Source organism: Roseibium sp. (assembly GCF_048260565.1).
GTDB lineage: Bacteria > Pseudomonadota > Alphaproteobacteria > Rhizobiales > Stappiaceae > Roseibium.
Genome location: NZ_JBLXGP010000003.1, coordinates 555404 through 577776, shown reverse-complemented (window position 1 = coordinate 577776; position 22373 = coordinate 555404). Strand labels below are relative to the sequence as shown.

General features: G+C 58.6%; 21 protein-coding genes. 16 read left to right on the top strand and 5 right to left on the bottom strand.

All coding sequences use genetic code 11. The features are described 5' to 3' along the window. The 5 genes from ACN0SO_RS10855 to flaF all read left to right on the top strand — a co-directional run. On the top strand, window positions 1-128 hold a 128-nt coding region (locus ACN0SO_RS10855; RefSeq protein ID WP_417677482.1), incomplete at its 5' end, for a flagellin. 267 nt (window positions 129-395) lie between these two features. Next, window positions 396-1904, top strand: a complete 1509-nt coding sequence (locus ACN0SO_RS10850; protein ID WP_417677454.1) for a flagellin — start codon at window positions 396-398, stop codon at window positions 1902-1904. 276 nt (window positions 1905-2180) lie between these two features. Continuing rightward, a complete protein-coding gene (locus ACN0SO_RS10845; protein ID WP_417677452.1) occupies window positions 2181-3683 on the top strand; it encodes a flagellin in 1503 nt (500 codons plus the stop codon). A 91-nt stretch (window positions 3684-3774) separates the two neighbouring features. After that, the gene (gene flbT, locus ACN0SO_RS10840; protein WP_417677450.1) at window positions 3775-4263 is read left to right on the top strand and encodes a flagellar biosynthesis repressor FlbT; all 489 of its coding nucleotides are present in this window, start codon (window positions 3775-3777) and stop codon (window positions 4261-4263) included. Further along, window positions 4151-4525 (top strand): flagellar biosynthesis regulator FlaF, encoded by a 375-nt coding sequence (gene flaF, locus ACN0SO_RS10835; RefSeq protein ID WP_417677448.1) that lies wholly within the window; start codon window positions 4151-4153, stop codon window positions 4523-4525. Before flbT ends, flaF begins: the two co-directional genes overlap by 113 nt. Before the next feature lie 90 nt (window positions 4526-4615). Here the strand turns inward: flaF and ACN0SO_RS10830 are convergent, their stop codons facing one another. The 3 genes from ACN0SO_RS10830 to ACN0SO_RS10820 form a co-directional block, all read right to left on the bottom strand. Then, on the bottom strand, window positions 4616-6151 hold the full coding sequence (locus tag ACN0SO_RS10830) for a flagellar protein (RefSeq protein WP_417677446.1): 1536 nt from the start codon (window positions 6149-6151) through the stop codon (window positions 4616-4618). 7 nt (window positions 6152-6158) lie between these two features. Further along, window positions 6159-8012, bottom strand: coding sequence for a flagellar hook-associated protein FlgK (locus tag ACN0SO_RS10825; protein ID WP_417677444.1), 1854 nt, complete (start codon window positions 8010-8012; stop codon window positions 6159-6161). Between the two features lie 75 nt (window positions 8013-8087). Then, complete coding sequence (locus ACN0SO_RS10820) at window positions 8088-9467, bottom strand: flagellar hook protein FlgE (RefSeq protein WP_417677442.1); 1380 nt, start codon at window positions 9465-9467, stop codon at window positions 8088-8090. A 301-nt stretch (window positions 9468-9768) separates the two neighbouring features. On the opposite strand from ACN0SO_RS10820, the gene ACN0SO_RS10815 reads away from it, so the two are divergent. From ACN0SO_RS10815 to ACN0SO_RS10770, 10 genes are all read left to right on the top strand, one after another. Then, window positions 9769-10614 carry an AAA family ATPase gene (locus ACN0SO_RS10815; RefSeq protein ID WP_417677440.1) on the top strand — a complete coding sequence of 282 codons (846 nt, stop codon included), beginning with the start codon at window positions 9769-9771 and terminating at the stop codon, window positions 10612-10614. A gap of 16 nt (window positions 10615-10630) precedes the next feature. Further along, window positions 10631-11182 carry a hypothetical protein gene (locus ACN0SO_RS10810; protein ID WP_417677438.1) on the top strand — a complete coding sequence of 184 codons (552 nt, stop codon included), beginning with the start codon at window positions 10631-10633 and terminating at the stop codon, window positions 11180-11182. A gap of 69 nt (window positions 11183-11251) precedes the next feature. Then, on the top strand, window positions 11252-11779 hold the full coding sequence (locus ACN0SO_RS10805) for a SixA phosphatase family protein (protein ID WP_417677436.1): 528 nt from the start codon (window positions 11252-11254) through the stop codon (window positions 11777-11779). A gap of 70 nt (window positions 11780-11849) precedes the next feature. Next, window positions 11850-13367, top strand: coding sequence for a YcjX family protein (locus ACN0SO_RS10800; protein WP_417677434.1), 1518 nt, complete (start codon window positions 11850-11852; stop codon window positions 13365-13367). Continuing rightward, window positions 13364-14443 (top strand): YcjF family protein, encoded by a 1080-nt coding sequence (locus ACN0SO_RS10795; protein WP_417677432.1) that lies wholly within the window; start codon window positions 13364-13366, stop codon window positions 14441-14443. Before ACN0SO_RS10800 ends, ACN0SO_RS10795 begins: the two co-directional genes overlap by 4 nt. Before the next feature lie 119 nt (window positions 14444-14562). Then, window positions 14563-15618 carry a polyphosphate kinase 2 gene (ppk2, locus tag ACN0SO_RS10790; RefSeq protein WP_417677430.1) on the top strand — a complete coding sequence of 352 codons (1056 nt, stop codon included), beginning with the start codon at window positions 14563-14565 and terminating at the stop codon, window positions 15616-15618. Window positions 15619-15940: 322 nt separating this feature from the next. Beyond that, the gene (locus ACN0SO_RS10785; RefSeq protein WP_417677428.1) at window positions 15941-16483 is read left to right on the top strand and encodes a dTDP-4-dehydrorhamnose 3,5-epimerase family protein; all 543 of its coding nucleotides are present in this window, start codon (window positions 15941-15943) and stop codon (window positions 16481-16483) included. 69 nt (window positions 16484-16552) lie between these two features. After that, window positions 16553-17458: a Gfo/Idh/MocA family protein gene (locus ACN0SO_RS10780; RefSeq protein WP_417677426.1), complete on the top strand. Its 906-nt coding sequence runs from the start codon at window positions 16553-16555 to the stop codon at window positions 17456-17458. Next, complete coding sequence (locus ACN0SO_RS10775; RefSeq protein ID WP_417677424.1) at window positions 17455-18468, top strand: glycosyltransferase family 2 protein; 1014 nt, start codon at window positions 17455-17457, stop codon at window positions 18466-18468. Before ACN0SO_RS10780 ends, ACN0SO_RS10775 begins: the two co-directional genes overlap by 4 nt. Before the next feature lie 58 nt (window positions 18469-18526). Next, window positions 18527-19702 carry a vWA domain-containing protein gene (locus tag ACN0SO_RS10770; protein ID WP_417677422.1) on the top strand — a complete coding sequence of 392 codons (1176 nt, stop codon included), beginning with the start codon at window positions 18527-18529 and terminating at the stop codon, window positions 19700-19702. 24 nt (window positions 19703-19726) lie between these two features. On the opposite strand, the gene ACN0SO_RS10765 is transcribed toward ACN0SO_RS10770, so the two are convergent. Both ACN0SO_RS10765 and ACN0SO_RS10760 read right to left on the bottom strand, forming a co-directional pair. After that, window positions 19727-20152: a universal stress protein gene (locus ACN0SO_RS10765; protein WP_417677420.1), complete on the bottom strand. Its 426-nt coding sequence runs from the start codon at window positions 20150-20152 to the stop codon at window positions 19727-19729. A gap of 67 nt (window positions 20153-20219) precedes the next feature. Further along, entirely contained in the window at window positions 20220-21008 is a 789-nt protein-coding gene (locus ACN0SO_RS10760; protein ID WP_417677418.1) for an AraC family transcriptional regulator, read from the bottom strand. 125 nt (window positions 21009-21133) lie between these two features. Between ACN0SO_RS10760 and ACN0SO_RS10755 the strand changes: the two genes are divergently transcribed. Then, the gene (locus tag ACN0SO_RS10755; protein ID WP_417677416.1) at window positions 21134-22360 is read left to right on the top strand and encodes an MFS transporter; all 1227 of its coding nucleotides are present in this window, start codon (window positions 21134-21136) and stop codon (window positions 22358-22360) included. Window positions 22361-22373: the final 13 nt, after the last annotated feature.

Here is a 22373-nt window from a genome sequence, read left to right as displayed (position 1 = left end):
AGCTGACGCTGGCCGACACCAACGAGGAAGGCGCGAACCTGCTGGCTCTCCAGACCCAGCAGTCCCTCGCCTCCACCTCGCTGTCCCTGGCTGCCCAGGCCGACCAGAACGTCCTGCGGCTCTTCTAAGCCACTTAAGGCAGTCGAAAAAATCAGAAGCGGCGGGCAATTTGCTCGCCGTTTTTTTATAGGTATTTTCCGCCGAATTCCGCGGCGTCCGCGTTCGCACCTTTGCCTCCCCCCTTTCCCAGAACCTGCTTCAGTTTCAACGCGTTAACCGTCCGTTAACCGTAAATTGCGACGAGTTAACCATTGATTAGGGTTAACAAACCATGATCCTAAGCAACCTGCTCAGGAAGAGCAGTAGAACATGGGACCCAGGAAAGGGACACACAGATGGCTGACAACATTACCCTGTCGGCTGCCGTCAGGCAGAATCTCCTCACGCTCCAAACAACAGCTGACCTGATGTCAGGCGTCCAGAACAAGCTGGCGACCGGGCTGAAGGTGAATTCGGCCCTCGATAATCCGAATTCCTTCTTTACCGCGTCCGGCCTCAGCAGCCGCGCGAACGACCTCTCGACCCTGCTCGATGACATGGGGCAGTCGCTCCAGACCCTGAAAGCGGCCGACGAAGGCATCCAGACGATTACGGATCTGGTCGAAACCGCCAAGGCGAAAGCCAACCAGGCGCTGCAGACCCAGAGCCAGTACGAACGCAAGACCTACACGGCTCAGTACAACAACCTGCTGAAGCAGATCGAGGACGTCGCCAAGGACTCCTCCTACAAGGGCAAGAACCTGCTCGGCGGCGACGGCAACGATCTCACCACGATCTTCAACGAAGACGCCACGTCCAAGCTGAAGATTTCCGCGGTCGACTACACCGACGCAGCGCTTTCCACCGGCCTCAACCTTTCGGACCTTGCCGAAGGCCAGGGCGGCGCCACCTCCTTCCAGCTCGAAGGCGGGAAAAACTCGTTCGTGCTCAAGGAGTCGACCAACGGCCCGACCCTGAACTCCAGTTCGCTACTGGCCAGTAACATGGGCCTGTCGACAACGAACACCATTACCTTCTTCGATACGGCCGGCTATTCCACGACATCCCAGATTGGCGCGTATGACTTTGCAGTTACGGCTGGCGCTACCGTTCAGGATCTGATTGATCATATCGACGGCATCGCAGGGGTACGGGCCGAATTCGATGAAGCAACAGGCGAGCTTACGGTCATCTCCAATGACGATCTGTATATTTCCAGCAGTGCTTCAACAACCGGCCAGCTGACGGCGGTCAATGCAACCGCCTTCACAACGCTCACGACCCCCCTGTCCGGCTCCGGCTCCTACGCCGTGGGCGACGTCATCACCCTGACGGACGGCAACAACTACGAACTCGGTTCGCTGGAAATCGAAGATGACACCACCATTGAAGATCTCAAGGACTTCCTGAACGATTTCAACGGCGTGACGGCAAGCTTCAATACAACCACCGGTAAGCTCGCACTCACAAGTGAAACCGACCTCGGGTTGACCAGTACCAACACCGACTTCAACGCCGTAGACTTCACCGCGGATGCCGACGGGGTCACGATCGCCGCCTTGTCGGACTCCGGCTTCGCGACGGACAACGCGATCAACAAGGTGGTCGACCGGCTGAATAACGCCTTGTCGAACCTCAGATCCCAGGCCTCCGAATTCGGCACAAACCTGTCGACCGTCGAGATCAGGCAGGACTACACCAAGTCCCTGATCAACACGCTCCAGGAAGGTGCCGGCAAGCTGACCCTGGCAGATACCAACGAGGAAGGCGCGAACCTTCTGGCGCTTCAGACCCGCCAGCAGCTCGCCTCCACATCACTGTCCTTCGCGTCGCAGGCGGACCAGACAGTGCTGTCGCTCTTCTAGGCGGCGTAGAATCAGTCAGACGCACGACTCACAAGCTGACAACCAGGAACGGCGGGAGAAATCCCGCCGTTTTTACGTTTACGGCTCTGACGGCCATTTTTAGCCTTCAAAAAATATTCTGCATTCTCAATCACTTAAAAGAAAGCTTTTGGTAACTTCTGTTTCCAAAACATTAACAGGTGCATCGCCCGTTAACTTTCCATTTACACTCTGGACAAACTACCTTCCCTGCGAAGGTTATTCCTGAAGTGTCTTGAATGAACGCGGTGAGCCCACATGAGCGATATTGTCCTTTCCAGTGCTGTTCGGGATAATCTTCTGTCGCTGAAAAGCACTGCCAAGCTGCAGTCTACCACCCAGAACCGGCTGGCTACCGGGCTGAAGGTCAATTCGGCCCTCGACAACCCGAACTCCTACTTCACCGCAGCGTCCCTGAACTCCCGGGCCAGCGATCTCAGCAACCTCCTGGACAACATGGGCCAGGCGGTTCAAACGATCCGGGCGGCCGAAGACGGTATCAACGGCGTCACCAAGCTCGTTGAATCCGCAAAGGCGATCGCCAACCAGGCGCTTCAGACCCAGAGCGAATACCAGCGCAAGGTCTATGCCAAGCAGTACAACAACGTGCTGGAGCAGATCGAAGACCTTGCCCGGGATTCCGACTACAAGGGCAAGAACCTTCTGGCCGGGATCGGCAACGCCCTGGAAGTTATCTTCAACGAGAACAGCTCCTCGAACCTGACCGTCGAGCCGGTGGACTTCACCGATACCACCCTGGAAACCGGTCTCAACCTGCAGGATCTGGCGGAAGGGGCCGGAGCGACGTCCTCCTTTGCCGTCGCCTCAGGTTCGACGGTCCTCGACCTGACAGGTCTGCAGGCCTCGTCCAACCTCACCGACATGGCCAACTGGGCCACCGGTAACATCATCTCCATCTCCGATGGCACGACGACCAAAACCTACACAGTCGGGGTCACGCTGACGACAGTTCAGGATTACGTTAACGCGATCGATGAACTGGGCGGACTGAAAGCCTCCTTCGACGAGGACACCGACCAGATCAGCATCATTTCGGGTCTCGGCACCGGCGTTACCCTGAGCATTGCGAAGGATGCGACCGGCGGCGGTGCGATAACCGATGGCGGTGTGACGGCGACCGTCTCTCCAACCACGCTGCTGACCACCGCCATGAGCTCGACCGCCACCCTGATCAGCTCGGGCAGCTTCGAAGCCGGTGACATTCTTTATCTCGCAGACGGAAACGGCTTCGAGGCCGCATCGATTGAAATCGATGCGAATACGACCGTCGACGATCTCATGAAGCTGATCAACACGGTCAAGGGCCTGGACGGGTCGTTTTCCGCCGGCAGCATCAGCCTGATCGGCGAAGTCTCCTTCAAGATCACAAGCACCAATTCGGACTTCAATATCGGTGCCCTTGGAACGACCGACGGGACGGTCAACCTGACCGCGACGGACTCCGGCTTCAAGGACGACACGGATATCGAGCGGGCGCTGCAGGCGATCAATGCCGCGCTCGACGAGCTTCGATCATCGGCCAGTTCCTTTGGCGCAAGTCTGTCGACGGTCCAGATCAGAACCGATTTCACGGAAGAGTTGATCAACACGCTTGAGGTCGGGGCCGGTAACCTGACAATCGCGGACATGAACGAGGAAGGCGCGAACATGCTGGCACTTCAGACACGCCAGCAGCTGTCCTCGACGGCCCTCTCGCTCGCCAACCAGGCGCAGCAGAGCGTCCTGAGCCTCTTCGGCTGATCAACAAGGTTAAAGACATTAAGGTTTTGCTGGCAGCAATTTACCTTTTGGTTAACGTTTCAACGCCATACTTTTGGCTGGAGGTCACGGAATGGCGCTCAAGGTCGAGCTGAAACCGGGCGAACGCATTATTATTGGTGACAGCGTGATTACCAATGATAATCAGCGGACCCGACTTTTTATCGAAGGCCAGGCGCCAATCCTCAGGGAAAAGGACATTCTCACGCCGGCCACCGCGGATACTCCTGCTAAACGCGTCTATCTGGCGGTTCAGCTCATGTATCTGTCAAATGCAGTGGAGAAGATTCAGGAGAATTACTTCACTCTCGTGAATGACATTGTGAAGGCCGCACCGAGTACGATCCCTTATATAACCAGGATCAGTAATTCAATCCTAACCGGCGCCTTCTATAAAGCACTGAAAGAAGCACGTAAGCTTATTGAGTACGAGAGGACGCTGATAGGCCATGTACAAACAGGCAGCGCAGGCTTACCAGAAGACGAGTCAGGTGGCGGTGTCACCGAGGGAACTGGAAGCGAACCTTCTGATGAAGGCGGCCGCCCGACTTCAACTGATTAAGGACGAATGGGACGAGACGTCTTTTGCGGAAAAGGACGAAGCCCTCGCCTATAATCGCAAGCTCTGGACCGTCCTGGTCACCTCGGCAACGGGTGCGGAAAGCGAACTTCCCCAGGACATCAAGAACAATCTCGCTTCGCTTGCGGTTTTCATCTTCAAGCAGACCATGAATGTTCTCGCCAATCCCGAGCCTGAAAAGCTCAATGTGATGATTTCCATCAACCGCAGCATCGCTGAAGGGTTGCGGGCCCGGCCCGAATAATCATCCGACAGGATCGACAAAAAAAACCGGGGCATCCGATGCCCCGGTTTTTTAATGTTTGGCGCGCCGGTCCCGCTGCGGCGGCGTGCCTTAGATATAGTTGACCAGACTCAACTGGAACACGATCGAAGAGGCCCGGTAGGACGTCTCCAGATTGGTCTGAAGCTGCAGGATTTCCATCGCAAGGGTGTCTTTGTCCACCCCTTCGATTTCCCCGACGGTCGTCAGATAGCTGGACTTCATCTGCGTATGGCGGTCTTCCGTCATCTCCAGGGTCCGGTAGGCAATGGCGACATCGGTCGCAATGTTCGAAATACCCGACTGGCTGTCCGCATTCGGCGAAATGACGGTCCGCATGTTCTGCGAGAGCGTATTGTAATACTTTTCATCGGTCGCGGTTCCGCCGGAGAAATCAGCCGCCACAAAGGTGGCCAGCGACTTCATCAGGTCCGTGATGCCCTGCTCGTTGGCGCGCGCACCGTAGTTGAGCGTCAGATTGGCGTCGATGACAGCTCTTTTGTCTTCACGCGGATTGGTGGTGACGGAGTTTTCGCCGGTATACCAGGCAACCGTAGTCGCGCTGCCGTCAACCACACCGGTTGCCGTGTCGTAGGGCGGCCCATCGACCCGCATTGTGGTTCCACCGTTATAAGTGTCGAAAAACTCGTCGGCGGCCCACTGATTGGCGATCGCTTTCAGGTTGGTCTGCGCTTCTTCCTCCAGCGCGGTAGAGATCGCGTCGCGGAGGTTCTGGGTCGTTTCCTCAAGATCCGCGCCGATCAGGAACTGGTTCTCGCCGGCCTGGCCGTCTGCTGCCGTCAATTCCAGGGTATAGGTGTCGGTATGATTGGGCGGCAGGGTGAACTCGATCGAGATGGTTTCGCCCTGGTTCGGCTGACCGGTCAGGGTCACGTCGAAACTGTCCGGATCGCCGCCGCCCGGACCCGTGATGGTCGTATTGCTCAGGCCGCTGGTAACCAACGAGATATCGAAACCGAAATCATGAGCCCCGTCTTCGGCGATCGTGAAGGTGGAATCCGTCGGGATCAGGCCGGCATAGTTGGTCGTCAGCGCCGAAATATCCAGACGGCCGTTGTTGTTCGCACCAAGGTTGGCCTGAACATATTCGTCCGAAACCGTGCGAAAACCGGCAAGTGCCCCGGATCCGTTCATGATCGCGTCGATATCCGCCACCGGATTGTTGGTCGTATCGGTGCCACCGAAAAGATAGTACCCGGCAACCTCGGTATTGAGCAGGTTGACGGTTTCGTGCAACAGCAGTTCGGCGGTCGACTGCGTCTGCGTCTGGCCGTCGGCTTCCAGCTCGAAATCATTGGGATCGTATGCCGATTTCGCATCCAGTCGCAGACTTTCCAGACGGTCCAGGGTCAGGTTCAGGGTTTTGAGGTGCAGGTTCGCACGGGTGATCGTTTCCTGGTAGGAATCGATCTGACCGACCTTCTGTGTGAGCTGCAGGTCGAGGAGACGATTGTCTCCCACCCCTCCATAGGTGCTCGACACCTTGCCGGTCGACAATTGGGTCGACTTTTCGGTGAGCGCCCGGTGGATGCTCGTCAGCTGTTTAGACAGATATGATCGCGACGTTACCAGAGTACCAACAGACATGACGCACCTATATGCTGTTCAGCAGGGTTTCGTAGAGCTCGTTGACCGTCTGCATCACCCGTGCACTGGCCGCATAAGCGTTCTGAAGTTCGATCAGAAAGGCCAGTTCGGAATCGACATCGACCGAGTAGCTCTCCTCATAGCGGGAGGCGAAATTGGTCGTGACCGTTTCCCGGGCATTGCTGTAGGTTTGGGCATCTTCCGCCTGGTTGCCCTGATAGGCCGTCACCTGGTTGATGTATTGCATCACGCTGCCCTCGTAAGGGCTCGCCGCATTTCCGATTCCAGCTCCGGAATCGAAGGCAACCTTGTCATTGGTCAGGGCATTAAGCAGATATTGTGCCCGCGACGGATCGTTCGGCGAATTCGTCGACGGCGTGGTCTGATACGTCACCAGCTGTGAGCTGTCGGCCAACAGGGTCGGATTGACCGCGATCCCCCAGGCGTAACCGACCCTTTGGCCGCCCTCCTCCAGGGCATCGGTAAAGGCATTGACCCCTCCCGTCTTGTCGACAAACAGCGCCAGCCCAAGCCCCTGGTCCGTCGAAGCGGTTACGGTGACATCGGCCGTCAGGCTGTCGACGACCGTATTCGTGCCAGTGTCGCCCAGGACCTGCAGATTGCCCGATCCGTCATCGCTGACGTTCAGGTTGGTTCCACCCAGCGCGGCAATGATCTGGGTCACGTAGTTGGCGGTGTTTCCGCTTGAGATATCGATCCCGTAGACGGTGTCATCCGCCCGGGCGGTGGCGGAGTTGTCCAATGGCAGCAATGTCGCGTCGTCTACCGCGACAAAAGTGACTTCGTGGGTATCTCCTGCGGTGTCCTGATAGGTCAGGGAAACCGTGTTGCCTGCCTGCAGGGCCGACAGATCGAGCGTATATCCGCTCTCCAGACCAACAGTCGTCGCCGTGCTGTCCACCGTAACATTCGAAAATGCGAGGGACACTTCGGCTGCGATCGTGTCCAGTTGCGCCTGGGCCTCCACGAGGATTTCATCGCGGATTTCGGCAAGGGCGCCAATGCTGCCCGAATCGATGTTTTGCAGAAGGTCGAACGTCGTGCCGCCAGGCGTGGTAACGGCGATCGTCCCGCCTGTCTTGCCGGGCTGCAGGGCCGCGGTCGCGTTGAACGCAACGGTGGATGCCTTGCCGTTCGCGTAAAGCTGCTGCCCGTTCGCGGTCCGGATCAGGAGGTTGCCCTCCCCCTGGTCAGTGATCTTGATTTCGACCAGGCCCGAAAGCTGTTCGATATAGCGGTCGCGTTCGTCGAGCAGATCGGCGGTCGAAAGGCCTGCGGCGCGGGCTTCGCCGAGCGCTTCGTCAATGTCTTCCATGTTTTGCAGCAGGTCGCCCAACTTATCCGCCTGCTGCGCGAGCGCGTCATCGGCCTGCTGGCGCATTTCGTTGATTTCGGCATAGGAAGAATTCAGTTCCCGGGCGAAGCCCTGGGCGACCGAGATGACTTCCTGCTGGGCGGCGTAGCTGCTCGGATCGTTCACCAGCGCCGACAGCTTGTTCGACATTTCGGTCGCAAGCGACGTCATGCTGGAACCGTCGTCGATGGTCCCGATGATTTCGTCGAGCCGGCCGGTGTAGTCCGCAACCTGGTAGGCATAGTTGGTTTCGGCGAGAGAGCCGAAATAGGCAGCCTGGATCCGCTCATCGATGATCCGGGTGACCTGCGTCGATTGAATGCCGGAAACGTTGCCCTGGCCGTCGAAGAACACATCGACGGAGACCGTCTTGGCCGTATAGCCGACCTTGTCCGCATTCGCGATATTCGCGGCGGTGACTTCAATCTGTTTCTGATTGTAGTCGATACCGAACCGCGCCGTATTCAAGGCGGATGTAAGACCCATGACTGCGCCCCTTTACAATCGATACTCAGGAACTTCCGGCGGAACCCTCAGGCTCCGCCAAAGCGCTTGTTGGCGTTAACGGATCATGTTCAGGGCATCGTCGAGCATGCCCTGGGCGGAAGTCACGACACGCGAGTTCGCCGAATAGGCCTGCTGCGTGACAATAAGTTTGGAAAACTCCGAAGCGATATCGGCGTTGGACAGCTCAAGCGACTTCGCGCTGATCGTGCCGCCACCGGTCAGATCCGCCTCGCCGGAGTCCGGCGTCGCCGCGAAGGCGGCACCATCGACCCGTTTCAGATTCTGTTCGGCATCGAATGTGGCAAGCGGGATCCGGTAAAGACTCCGGGTCTGGTTGTTCGAATAGCTGGCGTTGATCCGACCGGATTCATCGATCGAGATGCCTTCCAGTTCCCCGGCGGCGTAGCCATCCTGATCGACGGCAACGGAGGTCGCGACACCCGTGGGATCGGAGAACTGGGTCAGAGACCCGCCGGCGAGAGAGAATTCGATGTTGCTTGCAGTAACATCACCGACGGTCAGCGTGGCGATATCAAACCCGTTCCCGCCGGTATTCACCGTACCGTTGGCGCCAGCGGTCAGGGTCTGCATGACGCCGGAACTGGTGAAGTTGACAGTCCCGACTTCCAGCCACGCCGGATCGTTGCCGCCACTGCTGACATAGAGCGCCCAGGTATCGTCCTGCGGGACACCCGCATCTGCGTTCAACGTCTTGGCCCAGCGGACCTCCACGTTCATCGCGGTACCGTTCTGGTTATAGACCGTCGTCGAACCGCCGGTGATGGACTGATCCAGGAATGTGCTTTCGTTGGCCGACGAAATGTTTGCGCCGGCCAGAGCAGCACCCAGGAGCGCGGTATCTTCGTCAGAGTCGTCATAGTCTGTGGTATCGGGAACACGCGGCAGGTTCGCCTGATAGTCGATCAGGGTCGTTGCCGATGCCGCCAGTGGCTGATCGCTGATCTGGATAACGCTCGGAGCATCGCCGACCGCGTTCCCGGTCGTGGGATCGAGCTTGAACCCCTTCAGGTAGTATCCGGATGCGTTGACCATATAATTGCTGTCGTCCAGCTCGAAATCACCGGCGCGCGTATAGTAGGAGGCATCCTGGAACGTCGTCTGGCCGTCAACCACATCGGCCGCAGAGGTCACGACGAAATAGCCGTCACCGCTGATGGCCATGTATGTATCGACATCGGAAGCAGAGATATCGCCCTGCACCGTGTTGGTCGCACGAGATGTTGCATAGGTGGTGCCGGACACCTGATCCGCCTGCCGGGTTCCGCCACCCGCCACGAGATCGGAAAAACTCGTATCCAGGCGCTTGTAACCTGTCGTTTGCGAGTTCGAGACGTTACCGGAAATATTTTCCAAGGCCTGCGCCTGCGCCGTGAGGCCGGACACTGCCGAATTGATAGCCCCGTAGATACCCATTTTACTTCCTCATCAAGCTATAAGGGCATGCGCCCAGTTGTTCGGCACATCATCCGCAAACTGCGTGCCACAATGCTTCCAGATGGAAATAATCTCGATGATTCAGATGTTTATGGAAAAACATCAGATACGGACGGAAATCTTCCGACCCGGCACAATTGGCGAAATCGGCAATTTCTTCCCGGCAGACACGGCAATTCCGGCCATGTGCGGAGCCGTCTTTCCCTGTTGAAAAGGCCCGCTTGCGCGGGTTTCATCCGGCGCATACTGTTCCCACACCAAATCAACGATGGACATGCTGATGCGTTTTGAAGGTACCGACAGCTACATAGCCACCGAAGACCTGCGCGTTGCCGTGAATGCGGCCGTCGCGCTTGAACGTCCCCTGCTTGTGAAGGGCGAACCGGGAACGGGAAAGACCGTGCTCGCCCAGCAGGTCGCCCAGGCGCTTGGCGCTCCGCTGATCGAGTGGCATGTGAAATCGACCACCAAGGCGCAGCAGGGCCTTTATGAATATGACGCCGTCTCCCGCCTGCGCGACAGCCAGCTCGGCGACGAGCGCGTCAAGGACATCAACAACTACATCCGCAAGGGAAAACTCTGGGAGGCCTTCACTGCCCCGGTCCGCCCGGTCCTGCTGATCGACGAGATCGACAAGGCGGACATCGAGTTTCCCAACGACCTGCTTCTCGAGCTCGACCGGATGGAGTTCTTCGTCTACGAGACCGGAGAGGTCGTAAAGGCCAACCAGCGACCGGTCGTGATCATCACCTCCAACAACGAAAAAGACCTGCCGGATGCCTTTTTGCGCCGCTGCTTCTTCCACTTCATCAAGTTCCCCGATCGGGAAACCATGACGGAAATCGTCGAAGTACATTTCCCCGGGCTGAAGCAGCGCCTGCTGCGCGAGGCCCTGACCCTCTTCTATGACGTGCGCGATGTTCCGGGACTGAAGAAGAAACCGTCGACTTCGGAACTGATCGACTGGATCAAGCTCCTGCTCAATGAGGATGTGGACCCCGAAACCCTGCGCCAGGGCGATACCGGCAAGCTCATCCCTCCGCTGCATGGCGCGCTTTTGAAGAACGAACAGGACGTGCATCTGTTCGAACGCCTGGCCTTCATGGCGCGGCGGGAACGGACCTGACGACGGGGCGGCCGGCATGTTTGGAAATCCGCTTTTCCGGGCAAGGGTTCCAGCTGCCGCCGTCGTGATGATGTTCTGCATGCTGCTGACGGCCTTCCCCGGCGTTGCAAACGCCCAGGAAGATGAGGACGGCTGGGTCAGCGACTTTGAAGGCCTGAGACATTTTTCCGGCATGCGCTGTCCCGATGTCGTGGGAGGTTTCCTGCGTTCCAAGGTCCTTGGCGCCGATTCCGACCGCATGGCCGGGTGCATCTATTCGGGAGAGGACGGCATGACCGCCGTCCTTCGTCAGCACCTTTTGGGAACCGGAACCGTCGAAGCCCGGAAATACATGATGAACTTCAAGGCAGCCGGATTCCGGGAAATCACGCTGACCGGCGTGGCCCACAGCGGCATCTCCTTCGTGACCAGGGACTGGACCCAGGCAACCCAGTGCGAAACCCTCTGGCACTATTCGGGCAAAAAAGCAGACTACACCTTGTGGCTCACTTATTCCCTGCCTGGCCAGGAAACCATCATCGGGCCTGCGGTGGCGGCCTTTACCGAGACACTCAACCGTCAGAACTGAATTGATCTGACCCGCTGGCCCTTTTGAAGCGCTTCCCATAATCTCCTCCCGGACAACGGGAGGACACACGTGCTTCGGCTCATGCTGCTCAGACATGCCAAATCGGATTGGGGAGCTTCCTCCCTGGACGACATCGACAGGCCGCTGAATGCGCGCGGTCGCGCCGCGGCCGGGACGATGGCCGCCTATTTCGCCGCACAGGATCTCCTGCCGGACCTGATCCTGTGTTCGAGTGCCCAGAGAACCCGCGAAACCCTGGCGCATCTGCTGCCTTTTCTGGACGGTGAATATGATATCCGGGTCCAGGCGGATCTCTATTACCAGAACGAAGACACCTATATGCCGATCCTGCGAAAGGACGGCGGCTCCGCCCGCAACCTTCTGCTGATCGGTCACAATCCGGCAATCGAAGAAACCGCCCTGTCGCTGGTCGGCTCCGGCCCGGAAGAAGCCATTGAGGACATGGGTCTGAAATTTCCGACCGGCGCCCTCGCCATTCTTGATTTCGAAATCGATACCTGGGCGAAGCTGAAACCGGAAAACGGGCATCTGGACCGGTTTGTCAAACCCCGCGATCTCGAAATTCCTGACGCATAAGGGCATTTTCCATGTTCGCCTGATTGCGAACGGCCAGGGGCACGCCTACATCTGCGGCGGAGATATTGCATTGACACGACTTCAGTCGCTCACAGAAGAAGCCCGCCTGACCCTTGCCAACCTGGCCGACACGGCGGGGGATCTGGCCGTTCCGAGCCTGCGCCTTGGCGTAACGGGCCTGGCCCGTTCCGGCAAGACCGTCTTCATCACCGCGCTGGTGCACAATCTTATTCACGGGGGCCGGCTGCCGGTCTTCCGGGCCGCTGCGGGAGGACGTCTTTCCAGGGCGAGACTGCAACCCCAGCCGGACGATGCGGTCCCCAGGTTCGACTACGAAAGTCACGTCGCAGCCCTCGTCAACGAGCGGCTTTGGCCCCAGTCGACCCGGCAGGTTTCCGAACTGCGCCTGACACTCGAATTCGAAAGCGCCTCCTACTTCTCGCGCAAGTTCGGCCGGGGCAAGTTGCATCTCGACCTGATAGACTATCCCGGCGAATGGCTGCTCGACCTGCCCCTCCTGTCCAAGTCCTACGCGGAATTCTCCGCCGAGGCCCTTCGCCTGGCCCGTGCTCCGGGCCGGGCGAAAATCGCTGCCCCATGGCTGTCGATGCTTGGCGAAACGGACCCGGACGGAGCGGAAAAGGAATCCGACGCGCAGAAGCTGTCGGAGGCCTTCAAGCGCTATCTCGCCGCCTGCCGGAATGACGCCCATGCCCTGTCCATGCTGCCGCCGGGACGGTTTCTCATGCCAGGCGATCTGGACGGGTCGCCTGCGCTGACATTTGCCCCCCTCGATATACCCGCCGACGCGCCGCCCGCGCGCAACGGCACCTTTCGCGCCATGATGGAGCGGCGGTACGAGGCCTATAAATCCCACGTCGTCCGCCCCTTCTTCCGCGAGCATTTCGCGCGCCTCGACCGGCAGATCGTGCTGGTCGATGTCCTTCATGCCCTGAACGCAGGTCCATCGGCGATGAACGATCTGGAGGTCGCGCTGGGCGAAGTCCTGAAGGCATTCCGGCCAGGCCGCAGAAGCTGGCTGGCGTCCATCCTGAGCCGGCGTATCGACCGGATCCTGTTTGCCGCCACCAAGGCCGATCACCTGCACCGGGAGGACCACGACCGGCTCGAGGCGATCCTGGAACGGCTGGTGGCGCGCGGCATCGAACATGCCCGCTTCAAGGGCGCGGAGGTCGAGGTGCTGGCCATGGCGGCGGTTCGCGCAACGCGTGAAGCCACGGTCAAGCACAAGGGCGAAGAGCTGCCGGCCATTCTGGGCACACCCCTGCCCGGTGAAACCGTGAGCGGCGAGAGCTATGACGGCAACACGGAAATTGCCATGTTTCCCGGCGACTTGCCGGAAGATCCTGACTCTGTCTTTGCAGGACTTGAATCAGGCTCGCAGGATCCTGAAGCACAAGGACAGGTACATTTTGATTCACAACATGAAGGCGTTGATTCAACCCTTCAGTATCTGCGCTTCCGGCCGCCGAAGCTCGACACCACAGCCGAAGGCATGACCTTGTCCCTGCCGCACATCCGCCTCGACCGGGCCCTTGAATTCCTTCTCGGAGACCGTCTCGCGTGACCGACACTTCATCGACATCCTCCGCCTCCCCGCGCTCCGGGCGCAAACCCACCGCCTTTCGCCTGGACGACCGGAACGTCCGGCTCACGGAAGATCCCGCGGCCGTCCCGGACAACGACGAAGCGTTGATTGCTGCCCTTGAAGAAGAAACCGAAACCCCGCGCCTGCCGGCAACGGCGAGTTCGCCGAAATCGGCTTTCGGCTTCGGCAAGTGGATCGCCATCGGTTTCGGCGGCCTGGTCAGCCTGGCTGCCGGCCTTGCCGTCGATGCGCTGATCCGCGACCTGTTTTCAAAGACCGAATGGCTCGGCTGGGCAGGCATCGGACTCGCAACCCTGGCTGCTCTTGGCCTCGCCGGCTTTATCCTGCGCGAGCTTCTGGGCCTGCTGCGCCTGGGCAAGATCGACCACCTGCGCGCCGCACTCGCAAAGGCTGCCGAGGAAGATGACGCGCGCGCAGCCGGTCATCACCTGAAGGAGTTGATGGCGCTCTATCAGGACCGTCCGGAGACGGCCCGCGGGCGCAAGCAGCTCACCGGGCATATGCGCGAAATCATCGACGGCCGCGACCTGGTGGTGCTCGCCGAGCGCGATCTCCTGAGGCCGCTCGACTTGGAAGCCAAACGCATCGTCATGAACAGCGCCAAAAGGGTCTCGCTGGTCACGGCCGTCAGCCCGCGCGCCCTCATCGATCTGCTTGCCGTCCTGATCGAGAACATGCGCACCATCCGCCGGGTCGCGGCCCTTTACGGCGGCCGGCCGGGCACGCTCGGCTTTCTGCGGTTGGCCCGCCAAATCGCCACCCACCTGGCGCTCACCGGCGGCATGGCAGCCGGCGACAGCCTTGCCTCTCAGGTTCTCGGCCACGGTCTTGCCGCCCGCCTGTCCGCACGGCTTGGCGAAGGTGTCATCAACGGCCTTTTGACGTCACGCATCGGCATTGCGGCCATCGCCGTCTGCCGCCCTGCGCCGTTTATCGATACCAAAGGCCCGTCCGTTACGGAATTCATGACGGAACTTCTGAATACCGGAGATCGGAAAACCGAAGAAAAAACAGAAGACAGCAATAAGAAATAACATTCGGAATTATACTTACATTAAAACTTCGGTTACCGATCAATTAGATTCAGTTATACTTAAATAGATTGTTTTCCTCTGCGTGCTATCAAGGCTGAAAATCAGGCCTGGAGGCACTCTTGACCAAGACCGCACGTATCGACCCCGTATCTGTCGAAAACCTCGAAACAGCGATTCAGGATGCCGCGCCTGAAAAACAGCCGAAAACATCAAGCTCGCAGGGCAAGGCCAAGAGGAACCCCGCCTCCGCCAATCCGCAGGACATTCTGCGGTCCGCGGCCGCCGAGCTGAACCATCATCTGGCGGAGATGCGCCATGATCCGGCCGCCATCCATCATGTCTTCGAAACCGGCGAATATCCTTATCACACAAAGATGCGGCGCCTCGCCTACGAGAAACAGAAGGCAAAGCTGCAGGCGGAACTTCTGAAGGCGCAAAAGTGGATCCAGGAAACCGGGCAAAGGGTCATTATCCTGTTCGAGGGCCGGGATGCCGCAGGCAAAGGCGGCACCATCAAGCGGTTCATGGAACACCTCAATCCACGCGGCGCCGGCGTCGTCGCCCTGCAGAAACCGACCGAGCGCGAAAAAAGCCAGTGGTTCTTCCAGCGCTATATCGAACATCTGCCCTCGGCTGGCGAAATGGTTCTGTTCGACCGCTCCTGGTACAACCGGGCCGGCGTCGAACGTGTCATGGGCTTCTGTTCTCCCAACCAGTATCTGGAATTCATGCGGCAGTGTCCCGACTTCGAACGTATGCTGGTCCGCGACGGCGTCCTGCTGTTCAAGTACTGGTTCTCGGTCACACAGGACGAACAGCGCCGCCGGTTCAAACAGCGAAGCACCGACCCGCTGAAACAATGGAAACTGTCCCCCGTCGACATGGCGTCCCTCGACAAGTGGAATGACTACACCGAGGCTAAGGAAGCCATGTTCTTCCACACGGATACGGCGGATGCCCCCTGGACCATCGTCAAGTCGGACGACAAGAAGCGCGCCCGTCTCAACTGTATGGAACACTTCCTCAACTGCCTACCGTACCCGGACAAGGACCGGCGCGTGGTCAATCAGCCCGATCCGCTGATCGTCGGCTCGGGCCGGCATGTGATCGGCCGGGATACCGAAATCCTCGGCAAGACGGTGCACCCGGAACTGAAGATCGGCGGGCAGGAATAACTTCCCGATGACGAGACTTGAAAGCGCGGCAGGCGACGCCCTTCCGCGCTTTTTTGTTTGCATCGGCCTGCTCGATGCGCCCCAGAGACCGGAAAACAAATCAACTTCGGCAAGGTATTTCTGCAGACCTGACTGACTTCCTCTTGGAAACCAATCATGAGGTTTCGTGACAACACAGATATTTGATAAATTACGAATATATGAAAAGAAATTCATGGCACAAAAACTCAAAAAAAAGACATTGCCAATTCATGCATGTCGGATATAAAATTTGAAATACTTATATAATCTATTTTAATTCGTTATATTCCAGAGCATATGCATGAAGCACTCAAATATTGGTATTGACGGAGTTAGATTACTTAACCTGCACCCCCATACAGATGATCGCGGTACCTTTATTGAAATTTACCGCGATGAATGGGTTGATGAAACGCAGCCGATACAGTGGAACGTTGTCCATAGCTGCGAGAATACGCTCCGTGGCGTGCATGTGCATATTTACCATCATGATTATTTGACAGTGCTCTCCGGCAAAATGCTTCTGGGGCTCCATGATATCAGGCCCGAGAGCCCGACATTCGGCAGGTCAAACATGATCGAACTGGGCACCGATCCGTCAGACGCAATTCTAATCCCGCCTGGGGTCTGCCACGGTTTTTATTATTTCCAGCCGTCCACCCACCTTTACGCAGTTTCTCAATATTTCGACCCCACAGATGAACTCGGCTGCCGTTTCAACTGCCCGGAACTCGGACTCGAATGGCCGGCCGGGACGCCCCTGCTTTCAAGCCGGGATAAAACCGCCGACAGTTACACTGCAATGTGTGAGAAGTATTTGTCGGGACGCACACGCGTCGGCTGAACCCCGATCGGGTGGATCGGCCTTACGTGTTAAATCTCGGCTGACGACGGAACAGATCGTAGAGGAAACATGCCCGAATTAGGATTGGTCGGCTTCGGACGCTGGGGAAAGCTCATCTTTCGGGACTTGCGTGCTCTGGGCGCCAGTGTTCACGTCGCGGTACCGAGCGAAACGAGCCGGGCCGCGGCCATCGAAGCCGGTGCGACGAGTGCCTGCGGGCAGGCGTCCGATTTGCCCGATGTCGATGGCTATGTCGTCGCCGTCCCAACCAATTTCCATGCGCAGTGCATCGAACCCCTGATGGGGCGCGGCAAGCCCATTTTTATCGAGAAACCCCTGACCGACGATCCTGTATCGGCCTGGCGCATTGCCGGGGAAAATCCGGACCGGGTCTTCGTCATGGACAAATGGCGGTATCATCCGGGCATTCTGAAGCTGTCGGAACTGGCTCGTTCCGGTGCCCTGGGCGAAATCCGGGCTGTGCGAACCTACCGGCTCGGCTGGGGCAATCCGCACAAGGATGTGGATGCTGCCTGGATCCTGCTTCCTCACGATTTCTCGATCGCCCAGGACATCCTGGGATACCTTCCCGAACTGGATACGGTTCTCGTCCAGCACAAGGACCTGAAAGGCCATGACCTGACGGTTCGTTTGAAGGATCATTTGACCGGCGTCTCCGTGACCTGCGAAATTTCGACCCTGCATCCAGGCAACAAACGCTCGGTGGTGGTCATTGGCAGCACCGCGGTCGCCCAGCTCGCCGATTCCTATGACGACCGGGTCCTTTTTGCGGCGATCGGAGATGACAAGGGCACGCAGGAAATCCGGGTCGACACCAAAATGCCCCTCCTGGCGGAACTGGAGGCATTCATCGCTCACGCAAAGGGTGGTCCGGCACCCAAATCATCGGCACAGGAAGGGGCCGTCACGGTCCAGCGCATTGCCGAAGCGCGCGCCTTGGCCGGCTGGACATGACCTCCCCGCTGTTCACGATCATTCTGGCAGTTCACCGTCCGCCGCTGCTGCTGCCATTTGCCGTTGAAAGCGTCCTGAGGCAAACCGTTCAGGATTTCGAACTGTTCATCGTCTGCGACGGGGCTCCGGAAGAGACGGTCAAACTCGCGGAAACCTATTCCGCCGGAGACCGCCGGATCCGGGTCTATCCTTTTCCCAAGGGGGAGCGGCACGGGGAAACCCACAGGGACACGGCGCTCAAGGACGCCCGGTCCACCTATGTCGCGCATCTGGGGGACGACGACATATGGCTGCCAAATCATCTGTCCGAACTCGAATGTCTCCTCAGAGCCTGCGATTTCGGCAATCTCCTGCATGCCGACATTCATCCCGACGGCAGCGTCAATGTCCATATCGGAAAGCTTGAGGATCCTGATACCCGGAACCGGATGCTTACGGAGAAGTGGAACTTCTTCGGGCCGTCGTCCGCAGGCTACCGACTTGCCGCCTATCGGTCGCTCCCCGCGGGATGGAGCCCGGCACCGGACGATATCTGGACGGATCTTCACATGTGGCGAAAGTTTCTCGCCTGCGAGGGGCTGACCGTCGGCACGCGATATTCGGTCCAGTGCATCAAAATCCCCGATTCCATGCGCAAAGAGACGACACTTGCGGAGAGGCTGGAGGAGACGAAACGCCTCGCTGAGAAATATGCCTCTCCAAGAGCGCAACAGGACTTCCAGACCAGCTGTTTCAACCTGATACTCTCCGCCGAACTCAAGAAGCGGACGAAAAGCCTGGAGAAACAACTCTTACAGCAGCAAAAACTCATTCGCGGGCTCAAAAGAAAGAACGAAAAAATAGGGATTCTGGAAGCGAAACTGCACAAGGTAAACACTCTGAAGAAATCGAAATCCCTGCAACTCAAAGAGAAAGTCGCAGAACTGAAATCCATACGGTCGTCCATGTCGTGGCGGTTGACCGCCCCTTTTCGAGACATTGCCAGCGTCTTTAAAAGCGACCGGAAATGACAATGGCGGCGTGAACATGCCTCTTCCCCGCCCCGCTCTTTCCCGCTAACGTCCCTTCATGTTCATTACCTTCTTCACAGAGCTGAAATCCGCCGGCGTTCCGGTTTCCTTGCGCGAATATCTGTCGCTGATGGAAGCCCTTGAACTGGATCTGGCCGAACGCAGGGTCGAGGATTTCTACTATCTCGCCCGTACGGCCCTGGTGAAGGACGAAAGCAACCTGGACCGGTTCGACCGGGTTTTCGGTCATGTCTTCAAAGGACTCGACCTCCTGAGCGATGCGCCCGCCGGGGAGATCCCGGAAGAGTGGCTGCGCAAACTCGCAGAGAAGCATCTCACGGAAGAAGAAAAGGCCCAGATCGAGGCGCTCGGCGGCTTCGAAAAGCTGATGGAGACCCTGCGCGAGCGGCTGAAGGAACAGGAAAAGCGCCACCAGGGCGGCAGCAAATGGATCGGCACCGCCGGCACCTCTCCCTTCGGCGCCTATGGCTACAATCCGGAAGGCGTGCGCATCGGCCAGAAGGAAAGCAGGCATCGGCGCGCGGTCAAGGTCTGGGACAAGCGCGAGTTCAAGGACCTGGACGACACGCTGGCGCTCGGCACCCGCAACATTCAGGTTGCCCTCAAGCGCCTGCGTAATTTTGCCCGTTCAGGGGCGGCCGAAGAGCTGGATCTCGACAACACCATCCGGTCAACCGCCCACAAGGGCCTGCTCGACGTGAAGATGCGCCCGGAACGGCGCAACGCGGTCAAGGTGCTCCTTTTCTTCGACATCGGCGGCTCCATGGACGACCATATCCGCGTCTGCGAGGAGCTGTTCTCCGCAGCCCGCACCGAATTCAAGGTCATGGAGCATTTCTACTTCCACAACTGCCTTTACGAATATGTGTGGAAGGAGAACAAGCGGCGCCACGCGGAGCGCATCGACACCATGGACGTGCTCCACAAATACCCGTCCGATTACAAGGTGATCTTCGTCGGCGACGCGTCCATGAGCCCCTACGAAATCGCTTACGCAGGCGGCTCGGTGGAACACTGGAACGAGGAACCGGGCAGCGAGTGGATCAAGCGGGTTACCGACCTCTACAAGAGCGCCGTCTGGCTCAATCCCGTGCGCGAGGAGCACTGGGGCTACACCCATTCCATCAAGATGCTGCACGAGCTGATGGAAGGCCGCATGTATCCGCTGACCGTGGAAGGCCTCACCGAGGCCATGAAGGAACTGGCGCGCTGAACTTCCGCGCGCCAGCCAAGGCAATCAGTCCCGCAACACCATCACCGAGCACGGTGCGTGACGCACGATATGCGCGGCATTGGAGCCGATGAAATAGGTCGCAAAGCCCGGCTTGTGCGAATGCAGCAGCACGAGGTCGGAGCCGCTGTCGTTCGCCGCCTCGATCACCTCGTGATAGACCGTGCCGACGCGGATTTCCGAAGTGATATCCTCTTTCGGCAGGTCCAGCTTTCCCACGACACCGTCCAGGATTGCCTGGGTTTCAGAGACTTCCTTCGCCTGAAAGTCCTCCGGCAGCTGGCTTGCCACGAAGCTCTGCACTTCCGGACAGACAGCAAGCAGGTGGATCTTTGCGCCATAGTCCTTGGCGAATTGCGTCGCTTTGGCCAATGCGTCATCGGCAAAGCTGGTTTCGGCCGGATCGATCGGCAGGAGTATTTTCTTGAACATATTCCACCCCAAGGTTTTGAATGCGCTGATATTCGGATTTTTGCCCATCAGCGCGCCATGAGCCAGATCAATCTGGAAGCTTGTCGGTAAAATAACGGCCCGGCGTCACTCCGAAAGCTTTCCTGAACGTGGAGACAAAGGCGCTGGGCCCTTCGTAGCCCAACTTGTGGGAGACATCCGAAACCGGCCGGCCGGCCGACAACAGTTCCAGCGCGCGGAACAGCTTCACCTGCCGGCACCACGTCCGGTAGTTCATATTGGTTTCCTCCCGGATCCGTCGCTCGAACGAACGCGCCGACATGGCGCAAGCCGCGGCGGCCTCGGCAAGGGCGGGAACTTCGGCCGGACACCGCACAATCCCCTCGCACAGGGCGCGCAGCTTTGCATCCTGCGGCATCGGCAGCTGCAGCGGCGAAACCGGAAGCATCTTGAGCTGATCCAGGATCACCTCACCGATCCTGGCGGCCGGCCCCTCTGCCGTTTCCTGACGCGGATAGGACATGAACTCCAGGATCAGCTCCCGCAACAACCTGGTGACCTGCAGCACCTGAGGCTCCTGCGGCAGGTCCATCGCCACCTCGTTCTGAATGTAGAGGTACCGGATCTCGGTGTCGGACAGGTAATGGGTTTCATGAGGCAACCGGGACGGTAACCAGACGGCCCGTTCCGGTGGAGCGAAAAAAGTGCCGCATTCGGTATGGATCGCCAGCGAACCCTTGACCACATGAAACAGTTGAGCGGTTTCGTGGGAATGCCATTCGGTCACCGAGCCGCGTGGCTGGGACGAGGCCAACCCGATGATCTTTGCCGCGATCCGTTCTGTCGGGAAATGCGAAAGCTCAGGATGAATCGACACGAGACGCTCCGGAATCCAATGTTTGGCGAGTTGGCGACATATGATGACAAAACAGCGCTAACACGCAAGAGCGGAACACCTTAGAACGTCAACAAACCTGACGTTTCATATTCGAGTCCGCCAAGATGAGCTACTTCACCCGCAGCGCCGCCCCCTCCTCCCTCACCGGCTGGCGCTCCCCGGCCGTTCTTCTCATGATCATGGCCGGCGCCATGCAGCTGTCCTTTGCCGGCTGGTGGAACCTGATGAACAATTTCGCGGTTCAGGAACTCGCCTTCACCGGCCGGGAAATCGGCATTCAGCAGTCGATCCGGGAAATCCCGGGTTTCCTGAGTTTCGCCGCGATCTTTCTCCTCTTGATCATGCGTGAGCAGACACTCGCCTATGTCTCGCTGGCATTGCTCGGCATCGGCGTTGCGGTCACCGGCTATTTTCCGACCGAGATCGGGTTCTACGCGACCACGCTGATCATGTCGCTCGGGTTCCACTACTACGAGACCATGGCCCAGTCCCTGTCCCTGCAGTGGCTGCCGAAGGCGACCGCCGCCGCCAGCATGGGCAAGATCATCGCCGTCGGCGCCTTTGCCCAGCTTGTGGCCTACGGGCTGATCTTCATCGGCTGGAAGATGTTCGACCTGTCGTTCACCACCGTCTTTCTGGTGTCGGGCTGTCTGACCCTGGTGGTTCTGGTCTTCCTGCTGGTCGCCTATCCGAAATTCAAGGAAGGCGTGCCCCAGCGCAAGAAACTCGTCCTGCGCAAGCGGTATTGGCTGTTTTATGCGCTGACTTTCATGGCTGGCGCCCGCCGGCAGATCTTCACCGTCTTCGCCGGTTTCCTCATGGTCGAACGTTTCGGCTACGACGTTCATGAGGTCGCGGGGCTTTTCCTGCTGAACGGCCTGTTCAACATGGCCCTGGCGCCCAAGATCGGCCAGTTGATCGTCCGTTTCGGCGAACGCAAGGCACTGATGCTGGAATATATCGGCCTGATCGTGGTGTTCCTCAGCTATGCCTTTGTCACCAATGAGCATGTCGCCGCCGGGCTCTATGTGATCGACCACGCCTTCTTTGCGATTGCGATCGCGATCAAGACCTACTTCCAGAAAATCGCCGATCCGGGCGACATTGCCCCGACCTCTGGTGTCGCCTTCACGATCAACCACATCGCCGCGGTCTTCATTCCCGTCGTCTTCGGCTTCATCTGGCTTTACTCGCCCGCCGCCGTATTTCTGGCAGGGGCAGCCATGGCCGGCGCCAGCCTGTTCCTGGCCAGCATCATTCCGGGCAATCCCGCTACCGGCAACGAGGTCGACTTCTGGTTCCGCCAACCTGCGCCACAGGCTGCGGAATAATGACCGGAAGCGA